Consider the following 12,900-nt stretch of genomic DNA (forward strand, 5'->3'; position numbering starts at 1 on the left):
CAGCTTTCGGGAGGATCACATGAATCGTTATCAACAGCTGGTGGTTGAGGACAGGGAACTCACACTGTATTTGCCTCCTTCCTATCATGAGTCGGACCGTTCTTATCCTGTTGCCTACGTACAGGATCAAGGAGATATGTTCACGGACTGTCTCAATTATCTGAACCATCTGTTTGCAGCAGGACAACTCGTCGAGGTCATCCTGGTCGGGATTTCGTCAACAAATCGAAACCGTGAGTACACGCCTTGGCCGGCCGAGCCGCTGCTGGAGGGCAATCCGCCTTTCGGCGGGGAGGGCAGAGCTTATGTCGATGAGGTGGCGGATGTCATCAAGGCGTACATAGACAGACAGTACCGTACACTCGCAGCGCCCGAACATACAGCCATCATTGGTGGTTCCTTTGGCGGTTTGATCTCGATGTTCGCGGGGTATTGGCGTCCCGAGACCTTCGGACGGATCGGGATGCTGTCGGCTTCGTTATGGTATGACGGGGTTATGGGTTACATCAGGGAGCAGGGGGAATTGCCTGCCGGGCTGAGGGTATATATGTCCGTTGGACAGTTGGAAGGCGCATATAAGAACAATGCGCAGAAACATATGTATCCGAATAACGTCGAGGCGCATCGATTCTGGATCGAACAAGGGGGGAGCCTCGAGCGGCTCCAACTGGCGGTAGATCCTGATGGGACCCATGATCCCATTTTTATGGCCAGAAGATTTCCGGATGCGTTGCGGTGGTTGTTCGTCAAGGAAGAATATGACCAAGAATCTGAGATTGTGCGAGCTAACTGCAATTACCACGAAAAGGATCCTCTGTTTTGCATACCGGGAACGGTGACATGGTCCATGCAATCCGACGTCACAGGCCGCGAATACCGTATTTTCATTGCCGAACCGATGGGACCACCACCTGAAGGCGGTTATCCTGTATTATATTCGCTGGATGCCAATGCGACCTTCGGAACGCTTGCGGAGGCAATCCGACTGCAATCCCGGACCCCCCGCGGCATTCCCTCGGCGCTTATTGTCGGGATCGGCTTTGATAGTGACAGTCCGATCGTGAGCAGCGAGCGTTTTTACAACTTTACTGAATATGCTGAAGACCATGAATTGCCGGTCCGCCCTAACGGATTGGATTGGCCGGAAACAGGCGGCGTCGAAGCATTCCTTATGTTCATCGAGTTTCAGCTGAAGCCGGCCGTGGAGCGGCAATACGCGGTGAATCGTTCGAAGCAGGCGCTGTTCGGGCACTCGCTCGGTGGTTTTTTCACCTTGTATACATTATTCACCAGACCTGAGACCTTTTCGCGGTATATTGCGGCTTGTCCCTCGGTGTGGTGGAAGAACTACGCGCTGTACAAACGGTGGGAAGAGGGGAAGCTCCGTTTACAACAGAGCGGACAGCGTAAAGAGCTGCGTCTGTATGTTGGAGCTGAGGAGAAGCCGTCCATGGTTCAAGACGCCAGGGAACTCTATGCATTCCTCAAAGGGCATGATGAGGTGCTGGAGACTACGTTCCATGAAATTGAGGGAGAAGGCCACGTCTCGGTGCTGCCTGCTCTGATAAGCCCTCTGCTTCGTTTTGTGAACGCGTAATGAGAATAATGCCTTAATAATGCCTTAAGCATGAATAAGCATGAATAAGCAGCCTCATATCCAGGGATAAAGCCGGATGATGAAGCTGCTTATTCTGCGTTGCTGTGTATAGGCAGAGAGTTAATCGTGTATCTCCGGATCATCAAGGATGGAAGAGTACTTCGGGTATAATCTGCGAATGCAATCCGGACAGATATCGTGGGTAAATTCAATGGGGAGGCGGCTCTCCAAATAGCTCTCCACAGGCTCCCACTCTTCCGCGTGGTGAACGTGTTTGCATACGGCGCAGATGGGAATATGCCCGGGAAGGGGAAAGCTGTGAGCCAGCGCTTGTTCCAGCAGCAGCTCCTTGCGTTTGAACTTCGTAATATCCGTAAATGATATCATAGCTCCGTGAATACGGCTGTCCTTGTTGATAAGCAGCGGCAGTACCTCACATAAAACCCAATTCTCTTGGCCGTTCCATTGTACGGCATATTCAAAGGAATAATCAGATTGCTTCCCCAACATAACATCTCTTACGGAGGGCAAATCCAACTCACGGAAAAAGTGACCAAATGAAGCCAGACTCAGGGACTTGGAAGCGAGATTAAAAAAAGATGCCCCCTGCCATCCAAACTCAGGGGAAACACCATATCTTCCGGCCATGGTAATGAGTGGATCGTTAATTTTGTCTATGATGCCATCCGGCGTAATGATCATCAATCCTTTGTTCAAGGAATGAACCGCATTATTCCAGGATGTGATCATGGTATCGTAGGGCAAATGACTCGCTCCTCATACTGAATAGACTCATGAGTAAAAGATACAACGATCCATGAGTACTATGGTATAATTTAGGCAATATATATTTGATTATACACGTAAATAAGTGGTTTTGCAAGAGAAAAATACGTACATAAGTAATTTTCTTTCAAAGAGAACTAGGAAGGCGGTTGTTTGATGCAGTCTATTTACCAACGAATCGAACATCTCATAGAAAGCCGAGGTATGACCAAGAAGGCGTTTTGTGAAACCCTCGGGATCAGCACAGGAAATTTTGGTGATTGGAAGAGGGGGAAAACAACGCCGAGTACAAATAAATTGATTGAGATTGCTGCATTCTTTTCCGTAAGCTTGGATTGGTTGATTATTGGCAAGGGCAACCCTACCCGCGTCAATGAAGCGCGTGGGGAGTACGAAGTGGACCCGGAATCATCCGATCTTCCCATCATGTCCGGATTGGCAGAGAATGAGAAGGAGTTTATCCGGGAATACATCGAGTTTTCGGCATACCGGAAGGAAAAACGAAACGATAAGACCTAGCTGCTCATGCGTCTAAGCGACCCCCCATAATTTGGATCTTTACTTTTGTGTGACGGAACAGTATAATAGGGAATGTTCGCTACAGAACATCCCTTATAACATGCGGTAGTGGTGGAATGGCAGACACGCTATCTTGAGGGGGTAGTGGGTGTATACCCGTGGAGGTTCGAGTCCTCTCTACCGCATACTTTATGAAGAAGCTGTTTATCAAGAGGAATTCTTCCTTTGATAAACGGCTTTTTTGTTTGCTTGGCAAGCTGGGACATGCTGTTTCTTATGCGAGTTTGCCCAATTATCGTTTCAATTTGTGCTGCAAGTTTAAAGAGTACATGTAGAGACCATAATAGGGCATGAAGGAGATGAACGAGCATGAAACCATTATACACAGCAGATGTAAAAGTCATTGGAGGGCGTGAAGGCTCTGTTGAATCTACCGATGGGGTTCTTAATCACAAATTAAGCATGCCGAAGGAGCTTGGAGGACCGGGCGGTGACGGAACCAATCCGGAGCAGCTGTTTGCGGCCGGCTATGGCGCCTGTTACGAAAGCGCCCTGGCTCATATCGCCCGAAAAGAGGGCATCGAGCTCAAGGACGTCGTGATCCATTCTCAGGTCATGATCGGAAAGGACGATGGCGCTGACGGTTTTAAGCTTGCGGTGAAGCTGAAGATCGAAATGCCGGGAATCGAACGAAGCCAGGCGGAGGACCTCGCGAAGAAGGCGCATGCGTTCTGCCCTTATTCCAAGGCTACCCGAGGCAACATCGACGTGGAGTTAAGCGTAAGCTAACCATATAGGAATTCGGATGGTCCTCTGAAATGGAGGGCCATCCTTTTTTGTCGGCTTACGATGCGGAATATGAAACTTTTTACATGATACTCCGTATTTCAGTTAAAGCTATGAATTGGAAAGGGGCGCTTAAGATGAGTATTGAACAAATGATAGAGGAACGGTTTGTATGCAGCAAATGCGGAGGGAATCACTGCCAGACGAAAGAGGTCTCGATGTCAGGGGCCGGGCTGAGCAAGATGTTTGATATTCAGCACAATCATTTCCTATTTGTTTCCTGTACGAACTGCGGATATGTGGAAGTGTTCAACCCGGATATATTAGAAGGTAAAAAGAGGGGGCAGCTTGGCTCGATCCTGGATGTGTTCTTCGGTTGACATCACCCCTAAAATTCTTTAATATGACTAAGTACCAGAAAGTACAAACCAGTCATAGGGAATTTAAATAAAATAAACGGGTGATGAACATGCCATACAGACCGCAGATTGCAAATGTGACCACAGCTGGAAGCAATGAAAAAGAAGGGCTTTACGAATTCATTATCCACACGGCTGACGGAACGGATATTCGCGTATTCTATAACCGCTTCCCGGAATGGAAACTGACTGCGCTTAGCCGACTTGGGAAAGTACCTTGCCCGGTTTGTCGTAAGGATTTCATATGCAAATGCATGGAGAAATTCTCGAACGAATTCGACCAGCAGATGAAAGACGGCGAGTGGCTGAACAAAGCTGCTGAGTAATAAACCAATAAGCGTACTTGATCAAGCGTAGGAGAGGGCTCCTGCGTTTTTTCTTGTTTTAGGCCTGAAGGGAGCCAGGAAATATATGAAGGATCGTGCAACCGATAATCATGAGGACTATGCGATTGTGCTGATTGATGGTGTGTGCCATTTGTGCCAGGGTCTGACGCAGTTCATTATCAAGAGAGATCCTGCCGGTGCCTTTCGCTTCGCTTCGCTGCAGTCCGAGATTGGGCAGGAGCTGTTGAGGCAGGGAGGGCTTCGTGGAGATACTACGGAAACGATGGTGCTGATTGAACAGGGGAGGTATTACACAAGGTCGACGGGAGCTCTGCGGATTGCACGGCGTCTTCGCTTTCCTTGGCCGCTGTCGTATATTTTTATCCTGATTCCCCCTTTTTTACGGAATCTGGTGTACCGCTGGGTGGCAAAGAACCGCTACCGGTGGTTCGGACAATCGACGGAATGCATGGTTCCGACGCCGGAGATTCGGCGCCGGTTTTTGTCCTAATCCAGCTTGCTTTAATGATGATGATCTGCCGTACCCTCTTGAAATGTCGGGGTCCCCGCTTGCAGGTAGGCAAGCTCGGCTTCGGACAGTTTGCCGACGGCGAACGGTTTCTGGGGGATGATGATGGAACCGTTGTTGCCGCTGTGCAGCTTGATGAAATACAGCCCCTCTTTATCGAAGGTTTTGGTTACCGTATACACGCCATCACCGACCTCTACCGCATCCGTCATGGGATCCCGCAGGGAGCCGTCATGGCTCCACAGTTCGTAGTGGACAAAATCCGCACCAGGTACTCTTTGGCCATCCTGGGTGAGAATGATTTCAATGGTCTCCGGTTGATGAACGGATAACGTCTCCGGTATGTTTACCTCGGCGATCAGCGGGATTTCTTTTTCATACCGGTTGACTGCTTCGGGACTGGCCGAACAAGCGCTCAGCAGCAGGAACGATAGCAGTGCGCATAATATAAAACGGCTTTTCATGATCATGAAACCGCCACCCCTTATTGTAGTTAGAGTAAAGACCGAATCAGGCATTCAGAAATGTCTTGATCGCCGGTACCCTCCGAACGATGACATAATCGATGATCCACACGATGATGAGCGACAAGCCCACAAGCGGGAACAGGATCCCCAAAGCGATGAGCAGCAGAAGGAATACCTTCATGTTCTTGGCTTTAACCTCGGGTGCTTTTGGTGCCCCCAGTCCATGCTCCGGTTTTCGCTTCCACCACAAGTACAAACCGCTTACCGCAATGAAAATGATTCCTATGCATATAAGCAAACTGAAAAGTTGGTTGACGATGCCGAATTGGGTTCCTTTATGCAGTGTAATGCCCAGGGCAACGGCTTTGCCAACGACTCCGTAATGATCATAGCGATAATCCGCCAACACCGCGCCGCTGTACTGGTCGATATGCATGGTAGCCTCGTCTTGGGCTTTCGGCGGATAGGCCGACAACGTGTACACCCCGTCGGCTTGCTGCGGAATGCTGATGGTGTAGCTTGGATGGATCCCCTCGCTTCGGGCCACATACATCACATCTTCGATTGGAAGCGGCGTAAAGTCGGAGATGGTGGAGTTAGGTACCTCCAGATTTTCGGCGGCCCAAGGCACATCAGCCACTTCCTTGGTCTGAACGACATGGGATACTGGGGCACTGCCCGACCAAATGGAAGGCGGATAACCGGTACCGGTATTGGTCGCCATCGTTTGAAAATTGCTGCCCCACAGGCCTGACCAGGGTAATCCGGTCATGATGAGAAACAGCATGCCTGCCGCGATCCAGAAGGCGGGAACGGCATGCAGGTCCCTGCGGAGAATCTGCTTGCCCTTGCCCAGACGCGGGTACAGGATGCCCGCGAGGTTTCTTTTCTTTTTGCTTTTGTTTTTATTTTTCGGAAACCATAAAAATAATCCGGTTATGATCAGCACGATCGCCCAGCAGGCGGCAAGCTCCACGATTCGGTCCCCCACGGTTCCGACCATCAGCTCACCGTGGAACTCCTCGATTTTGTCCATGATGCGGTCTTTGTCTTTTAGCTCGCCAATCTTTTCTCCCGTATAGGGGTCCATGAAGACGGTCATGGATTCGCCCCCTGAGGTCAAACTGATCTCTGTAGAGCGGGAATCCGACTCGCCGGGGCGGTATTTCGTGATCGTAGCGTCAGGGTAGAGCGCTTTAACTTGTACGACCAGCTTGCTGGGCGTTACCCGTTCAACCTGAGGGGTTACCGTGTAGTAGTCCCGATATAGCGCTTGTTCAATCTGAGGCTTAAATAAGTAAACGGAGCCGGTGATCGCCAGGATGATCAGAAAGGGCGCAAAAATGATGCCGGCATAGAAATGCCATCTCCACACGGTTTTGTACCATGCGGCAGGGTTTGGATTAGATGATTGACTTTCATATGGTTTGGCTGCTGGAGGTTTCTTGTTCCCCATGGCTGGTGGCTCCTTTTCAATTAAGGCTAAAATTTATATAAGATGAACTTGAGGGTTCATTTCATATAACAGATGGTTTACTTCGGGGCCCGGAAACCGGCCTGGACGGCTTCTGCCTCGCTGCAGAACCACTGCTCCTGCTTCGTGCGCTCATAGTATGGGGATTCGGGAGTATGGTAGATTTTCTCGCCCTTCGAGTTGATGTTGCCCTTGATGTCGCAGCCTTGCTTGGACTCTTGGCTGTTTTCTTTCGGAGCTTGGATTGCCGCTGTGTTATTACGGCTGCCGTTGTTCTTGTTGTTTGTGTTGTCCTGCTCCTCCGGATGGAAGCCGTCTTCCTGGGCATAGTTCTCTACGCTCCATATCCCGAGCGCCTGGTCCCGGCTGATCCGCTGCAAATCATCAAATTTGTCCACATAGCGGGTGTTGGGCGGATAGATATAGGCCACGCGGGCGAGTCCTTCTTCAAGCAGCGATTCCTGGACCATTTTTCCGTCGGCATATACATACGCAAGCAGTCTGGAGTATTTATCGCGGTTCGGACCGATATCAAATTCCAATTCAAGAAGGTCGGCTTGTTCCACCAGTTCCTTCGTAAAAGCCTTGGCCTCGGGCCCGAATGGCTGTACGCCCAGCTTCGGATGACTCGTCTCGGGGGTATCGATCAGGAGCATCCGGACATTTTCCTTCTTCCCTTCGAACATCACGCTGATGGTGTCACCGTCATATCTCAATAAATACTGATGTACATAATCAAGTAATATCATCATAATCGGTATAAAATATATGTGAATTGGCTCGTAAATCAAATGTACATAATAAAAAAAGTACATAATTGAAAATATTATTAAGTGAATTATGTACATTCTTATCAATTTGCTCTTTCGATTCTCGGTTTTTATCGATGTAAAACCGGGCACGTCACCTTGATTAATAACTAAAAATGGCCAGGTCTGTGTCCGACTACAAGTAGGTTCTCAGTAATGGAATATCAAGCTTGGCAGTTAAAGAATGGGATAAATCAGCTGTGCAGCAATAAGTCTTATTTTCTGTCACCCTTGTATTCTGTCAATCGCCTGCTAACGGTATGTATGTGCATCTCTATTACCCGATGTTCTCTCAGAGTTCGCCCCCTGCATTTCTTCTATAGCTGAACGGATGAATCGCTATCTTAACACTATACCACCGTTCCTATAACAGCCATATATGGCCCTATTTCTGTTTTGGGCGACTAAGCAGCAAAAATTCATTTATATTACAATGTGCCATGAAGCATTATGATACTTGCCAGTACACATTTATAGATGAGCTTGTACAGAAGATGGCAAGCAGAATATCGCGGATCCGTCCGGAGTTGTCGGTTTTTCGTGGTAGTTTAAGTTTTTCTTAGTTGTCACATTTTTCTTGATAACGACAAAATGTAACTCGATAATACAATTTACACCAAAATGTAACTTATAAATAATATATAATTAATTCCAATTTGAGGAATTTTGGACTATATACTTTTATTTCAATTTGTAGATAATTGAATTAAGTATTACTTCAATTCCCTTATAATGATTATATTTCCAATACTCCATAATAGTAGGTTATAGAAGGGGGTATAGATAGCTATGTGGAAACGATGGATGTACTACATAAGCTTATTCATCATTATCTTAATTATTGTTATTTATTGGAAGTTCGCTGATAAAAGTCCAGAAAACACCGAATTACAGAAAGAGTTAACCATTATAGAAGCAATAGATATCGGTCATCAAGAAGCAATAAGATGGGACTCTAATGCAATGCTGTCTTATGTAACGAGTGTTGATGATACAGAAGAAGGAGGTTTAAAAGGAGAATCGGGTAAACGAAGAGAATGGAATCTTGTTTTTGCAAAACCCAATTCTAACCAGCATTATCTATTGCAAATATTAGACGGAGTTGTAAAAAAATCAAAAAATGTCACCGGACCTAATAAAAATAATGAACTAATAAATCCTAGTGAAATCCTTCTAGATAGTCCACAACTTCTTACTATTGCGAAAAACCACTATAATTTATCGCCAGGAATACAATGGGCTAAAGGCTATCACTATGTATTGAGAAAGCATGAGAGTAAAATAATTCTCCAAGTAGTGGGTTTGGATGAAAAAAATAACATGGCAAAAATTTTCATAGATATGAACTCTGGTGAGGTTTTTGATGCTATACACAGAGTCGCTGTTGGAGGAGGTCTTATTTCAATTGATAAAAACAATAATGAAACTAAGCTTCTTACAGAGGAAAACTATAATTATTTAGGTGTAAACACAAAAAATAAGCATATTCTTGAATGGGGATATGCTGGACTTGAACCAGAGGATAATAATTTCAATCTTTCATTTAGTAATAATAGTGGGCTAAATTGGTCGCGGATCGATCATGAAAAGGGACAAATATTAGATGCTTGGTTTATAGATGATAGTGAGAATTTTATAGTTTGTACAAATAAAAATATCTGGTTCTTTCAACATCATGGAAGAAACAAAAAAGATATTACCCCACCAATTAAAGAAATCAGAGCTATTACTCATTTGGATGATTACATTGCCATATATTCAAATGATCAAATATTTTTCTCTGAAAATACAGGACTTAGTTGGGAAGAAGTTAAGATTGAAAATTCTATTGAATTTTTAAGTATTGATAGTGAGGGCTCAATATTCGTTTTATCCAGTGATCAATCAATATTAAAGTATAAAAACAATACTTGGAGAAAAATAAAAGTGCCCTTTGAAAATGAAAAAATAATGGGACTAATATCAGGTAATGATTTCTTATTATCTCATTCAACTGATTCATTATGGGCTTATTATCCTGCGAGTAATAAGTGGAAAAAAGTTAGCTTTCCTGAACAAGTAGGAAAATTAATTTATAAAGAGAATGAAATCTTTATAATTTCAAAGATAGGAACAGCTTATCAACTTCTGAAGGGAGGTGATTTAGATTGGACTCTGGTGAAAATTTTTAAGCCAGATCAAGGAAAAGTGTTTGATATTACACCAAGTTCAAACAAATTTATTCTTGCTACAGTTCCTGCCTATGAATGGATCGACTTTAAGAAGGAGTGAATTCAAATGAAAAGGAAATTATTTACTTCACTTGGTCTCGCGTTAGTTTTTTCTATGGTCCTTTCTACTTCTGCATTTGCGTGGGTGTACAAACCGAATCAAACAGTTACGGCATATTCGCTACCGACAAAGAAAAGTGATGGAACAACAACAAGAACAGCAAGTGGTAAAATTCCTGCATACGGTATGGTTGCAGTACACCCGAAAGTTCAAGGTACTCACTCTAATCCCATAGTACCTTTCGGCACTATGGTTCTTACTGAATATTATGTCGAGCATCCTGAATATGGACCAGCTGATTATTTCACTGTTGAAGACATTGGAGATGTAAATTACTCAAATTCCGAATATTGGATTGATGTTTGGTATGGTTTCTGTACTACATGCTCAAGAACAGACTCTACTTGGGATTGGTTCGATGAGGCACTTTATTTTGGGAGACAGACTTGGGATTTGGAATTTAATCTTTAAAGTACTCTAAAACGAGATGGGTCCGAACCATCTCGTTTTTTTGATCTGATTCTCACTGAATTGAACTGATTTATAAAGTATACTACTTATTTAATTATTATGTGAAGTATTCTAGAATATTCTTACGAATTCCTACCTTCTGCATGCATTTCTTACATCCTCCATATCAACATTAGTTTTACGGTCCACATTAAGGATAGTTATATTTCCTAGACCACGATCCGCTAAAGTTACTGTAATTAAATCATGTGGTGGGTTATGTGGTCCATGATAGGTAAACGAACTTATAGTCACTTTATGAGCACGATTACTACCTTGAATTCGATGTATTTCAGATACCCACTCACACATGGTAGCTTCATCAATCGCCTTGCCCAAGATCGGTAAGTATTGGGTGATAAGCGCCTCTTCCAATAACTGTTCTTTAGATGGGGCTGAAGCATTATCTGCGTGGACACCTACACCATTTAAAAGCAAAAGTAAACTCAAACACAAAACTATTCTCATAAGTATGGCACCTCTTTTTTTATCATTTTCCTCATTTCGTGTTTTTTTTATTCATGAGGTTCAGCCAACTTTAACGATTGGACCTTCCCGGTCTGTTTCGGGGATGGTACCAAATCGCTTAATGTCAGATAGTTCGGCTGTTCGAGGTGAGACAATATCGGCTGTATAAAGAGAACGGAAGGCCCGGCGCGGTAGCTCTTGATACACACATTTTACAAGCGACCGTGAAGTTAGGTTTGTGTTTATCTGAAATCTTAAACGGATCGGCTGATGATAGACAAACGGATGCTAAAGCCTGGGAAAAAAGCACTTACTGGTAGTGAGTTGGCACCAATTGATGTTCATACACCTCTTTAGATATGGAGTCGTGCAGGATTTCCTACACTGTCTACAAATGTTCATTGTTTAACTAAAGATAAGTCAAAGACAAAACGACAGCCTTAACAAAACGATCGGCTACCGTTTTCACAACCAGGAGGGGTTGTTTGAAAACTTATTTTTTATACACGGTAAGGCGATCTATAGTTATAAAATTGTTGACAATTAGTACATGAGTATTTTGCTTAAACCTGAGCCCTTGATACATACACAAAGATTTCTAAGCATAAAAAAGGGACTTCACCCCAACTTGGAGAAGTTTTTCGGTGACCAAACCAAAAACCCCAAGAAAAGAGGAAATCATCTTGTATAGAAAGTCTATTTTCTCTTGGTAACGCTGATCCATGGGGTACCACAAACGACCAGCCTATAGATAAGATCCTGCTATTCGAGAAGATATCGCTATGCTAACCATCTAAATCCGTTCTGTCGTATAACAGATTAACGTGGATGAATCAATAAAAAAGAAACCCGTGTTCCTTGGGTTTCTTTTCATCGATCTTATTTAGTTATAAAAATAGAAACTGCCGATTTTGGCCATGGTATTCTTGTTTGTTGGTAATTCCCTCGAGAAACCGGTTGCTTTTTCAACAGGGTTCAATCCTGTTAGAGCACCTTTAACTGCAAGTATAGTTTCCTCGGGAAACTGGTCGATCTGAGACTTAGCTTGTTTATAGTTGGTAAGTAAAAGTTGCTTTCCAGCGGCATCTTGGCTGTTTTTTATTAAAATTCTTGCAATAGCCATTTTACATTCTACCGGTTCATTTGCAGCAATTTGCTCAATAGCATTAGCCAGGGGCACAGCAACTTCTTCATTAATTTCAGTAGTCATGCCTTCAGCATGAATTTGTGATGTAAAATGAGCGCTTAAACACAAAATCACAGACATGATAATTATTAACTTCCGTATCACTTTGATTTCACTCTCCTTTTAACATTATGCCCTCTAATAATGAGAATTAATACATTTTTTTCTATTAATGTTAGCTAAATCAAGTAAGATTTAAAGGGGTTCTTGATGAAAAATCATATAAAGGTAAATGGAAAGCTTCTTCAAACAAACAAACATTTTTTACAATTGGAAAATAGTCAAAAGGATTGGATCGCAACGGAACTTTATAAACTTTACTACAATAAGATGAAGGAAAGACATACAACAAGGAAACTTTCTCCTGACCATCGCGATACAGTTATCGCGTCTCTTTACGAACAGATTCAGAATAGAGAAATATGGATTCCTTATGGCGAAGTAGAAAAATATGTATTTAGTAAAACCACAAAGATAGTAAAATCTTTTAAGAAACAATTTCCTAATTTGAGTGAGGAAATTGAAGCAGAGCACGCTAAAAAATAAAATGCAAGTCATGATTAAGCAACCGGGCGCTTTAATGGAACAACTTTTCCTTATTTTATCGTAGTAAATCTTAATGTTGTTGTAGTAAATGAGGTCAAATGTAATACAAAGAAGGATAGATAAAGCAATAAAATGTACCCCATGTAAAGGACAATTAAAAAAGGTTAGGCACTTTGAAGAAGATGATTTCTGTACTGTACAGGAGTC

The 12,900-nt window shown here is 43.8% G+C and carries 14 protein-coding genes, 1 tRNA gene and 1 pseudogene; 10 read left to right on the top strand and 6 right to left on the bottom strand.

Annotated features, from left to right (window positions below):
* Nucleotides 1-19 precede the first annotated feature (19 nt).
* The gene (locus ACPV3A_RS07720; RefSeq protein WP_426198702.1) at nucleotides 20-1,597 is read left to right on the top strand and encodes an alpha/beta hydrolase; all 1,578 of its coding nucleotides are present in this window, start codon (nucleotides 20-22) and stop codon (nucleotides 1,595-1,597) included.
* A 120-nt stretch (nucleotides 1,598-1,717) separates the two neighbouring features.
* Here ACPV3A_RS07720 and ACPV3A_RS07725 read toward each other — a convergent pair whose 3' ends face one another.
* On the bottom strand, nucleotides 1,718-2,362 hold the full coding sequence (locus ACPV3A_RS07725) for a PAS domain-containing protein (protein WP_220683987.1): 645 nt from the start codon (nucleotides 2,360-2,362) through the stop codon (nucleotides 1,718-1,720).
* Nucleotides 2,363-2,539: 177 nt separating this feature from the next.
* Between ACPV3A_RS07725 and ACPV3A_RS07730 the strand changes: the two genes are divergently transcribed.
* The 6 genes from ACPV3A_RS07730 to ACPV3A_RS07755 all read left to right on the top strand — a co-directional run bounded on the left by ACPV3A_RS07730 (nucleotide 2,540) and on the right by ACPV3A_RS07755 (nucleotide 4,944).
* Nucleotides 2,540-2,902 carry a helix-turn-helix domain-containing protein gene (locus ACPV3A_RS07730; protein WP_156088551.1) on the top strand — a complete coding sequence of 121 codons (363 nt, stop codon included), beginning with the start codon at nucleotides 2,540-2,542 and terminating at the stop codon, nucleotides 2,900-2,902.
* Between the two features lie 102 nt (nucleotides 2,903-3,004).
* Nucleotides 3,005-3,087, top strand: a tRNA-Leu gene (locus ACPV3A_RS07735).
* A 184-nt stretch (nucleotides 3,088-3,271) separates the two neighbouring features.
* Nucleotides 3,272-3,691 (top strand): organic hydroperoxide resistance protein, encoded by a 420-nt coding sequence (locus ACPV3A_RS07740; protein ID WP_220683988.1) that lies wholly within the window; start codon nucleotides 3,272-3,274, stop codon nucleotides 3,689-3,691.
* A 134-nt stretch (nucleotides 3,692-3,825) separates the two neighbouring features.
* Nucleotides 3,826-4,068 (top strand): zinc ribbon domain-containing protein, encoded by a 243-nt coding sequence (locus ACPV3A_RS07745; protein ID WP_071222731.1) that lies wholly within the window; start codon nucleotides 3,826-3,828, stop codon nucleotides 4,066-4,068.
* 89 nt (nucleotides 4,069-4,157) lie between these two features.
* Nucleotides 4,158-4,433 carry a hypothetical protein gene (locus tag ACPV3A_RS07750; RefSeq protein WP_076324660.1) on the top strand — a complete coding sequence of 92 codons (276 nt, stop codon included), beginning with the start codon at nucleotides 4,158-4,160 and terminating at the stop codon, nucleotides 4,431-4,433.
* An 85-nt stretch (nucleotides 4,434-4,518) separates the two neighbouring features.
* Nucleotides 4,519-4,944 carry a thiol-disulfide oxidoreductase DCC family protein gene (locus ACPV3A_RS07755; RefSeq protein WP_220683989.1) on the top strand — a complete coding sequence of 142 codons (426 nt, stop codon included), beginning with the start codon at nucleotides 4,519-4,521 and terminating at the stop codon, nucleotides 4,942-4,944.
* Nucleotides 4,945-4,955: 11 nt separating this feature from the next.
* On the opposite strand, the gene ACPV3A_RS07760 is transcribed toward ACPV3A_RS07755, so the two are convergent.
* From ACPV3A_RS07760 to ACPV3A_RS07770, 3 genes and pseudogenes are all read right to left on the bottom strand, one after another.
* Complete coding sequence (locus ACPV3A_RS07760; protein WP_220683990.1) at nucleotides 4,956-5,432, bottom strand: FixH family protein; 477 nt, start codon at nucleotides 5,430-5,432, stop codon at nucleotides 4,956-4,958.
* 40 nt (nucleotides 5,433-5,472) lie between these two features.
* Entirely contained in the window at nucleotides 5,473-6,885 is a 1,413-nt protein-coding gene (locus ACPV3A_RS07765) for a PepSY-associated TM helix domain-containing protein (protein ID WP_426198706.1), read from the bottom strand.
* Nucleotides 6,886-6,962: 77 nt separating this feature from the next.
* A pseudogene (locus tag ACPV3A_RS07770) lies at nucleotides 6,963-7,610 on the bottom strand (thermonuclease family protein); the annotation flags it as partial.
* A gap of 891 nt (nucleotides 7,611-8,501) precedes the next feature.
* Here ACPV3A_RS07770 and ACPV3A_RS07775 point away from each other — a divergent pair.
* Together ACPV3A_RS07775 and ACPV3A_RS07780 are read left to right on the top strand one after the other, a co-directional pair.
* Entirely contained in the window at nucleotides 8,502-9,983 is a 1,482-nt protein-coding gene (locus ACPV3A_RS07775; protein WP_426198708.1) for a hypothetical protein, read from the top strand.
* Between the two features lie 6 nt (nucleotides 9,984-9,989).
* Nucleotides 9,990-10,454, top strand: a complete 465-nt coding sequence (locus ACPV3A_RS07780; protein WP_426198710.1) for a hypothetical protein — start codon at nucleotides 9,990-9,992, stop codon at nucleotides 10,452-10,454.
* 132 nt (nucleotides 10,455-10,586) lie between these two features.
* On the opposite strand, the gene ACPV3A_RS07785 is transcribed toward ACPV3A_RS07780, so the two are convergent.
* Together ACPV3A_RS07785 and ACPV3A_RS07790 are read right to left on the bottom strand one after the other, a co-directional pair.
* Nucleotides 10,587-10,961, bottom strand: coding sequence for a hypothetical protein (locus ACPV3A_RS07785; RefSeq protein ID WP_426198712.1), 375 nt, complete (start codon nucleotides 10,959-10,961; stop codon nucleotides 10,587-10,589).
* Between the two features lie 883 nt (nucleotides 10,962-11,844).
* On the bottom strand, nucleotides 11,845-12,252 hold the full coding sequence (locus ACPV3A_RS07790) for a hypothetical protein (RefSeq protein ID WP_426198714.1): 408 nt from the start codon (nucleotides 12,250-12,252) through the stop codon (nucleotides 11,845-11,847).
* A gap of 105 nt (nucleotides 12,253-12,357) precedes the next feature.
* Here ACPV3A_RS07790 and ACPV3A_RS07795 point away from each other — a divergent pair, with 105 nt between their 5' ends.
* Nucleotides 12,358-12,693 carry a hypothetical protein gene (locus ACPV3A_RS07795; RefSeq protein ID WP_426198715.1) on the top strand — a complete coding sequence of 112 codons (336 nt, stop codon included), beginning with the start codon at nucleotides 12,358-12,360 and terminating at the stop codon, nucleotides 12,691-12,693.
* The last annotated feature ends 207 nt before the right edge of the window (nucleotides 12,694-12,900 follow it).

This window comes from Paenibacillus sp. Dod16, assembly GCF_049893405.1.
Classification (GTDB): Bacteria; Bacillota; Bacilli; order Paenibacillales; family Paenibacillaceae; genus Paenibacillus_AQ.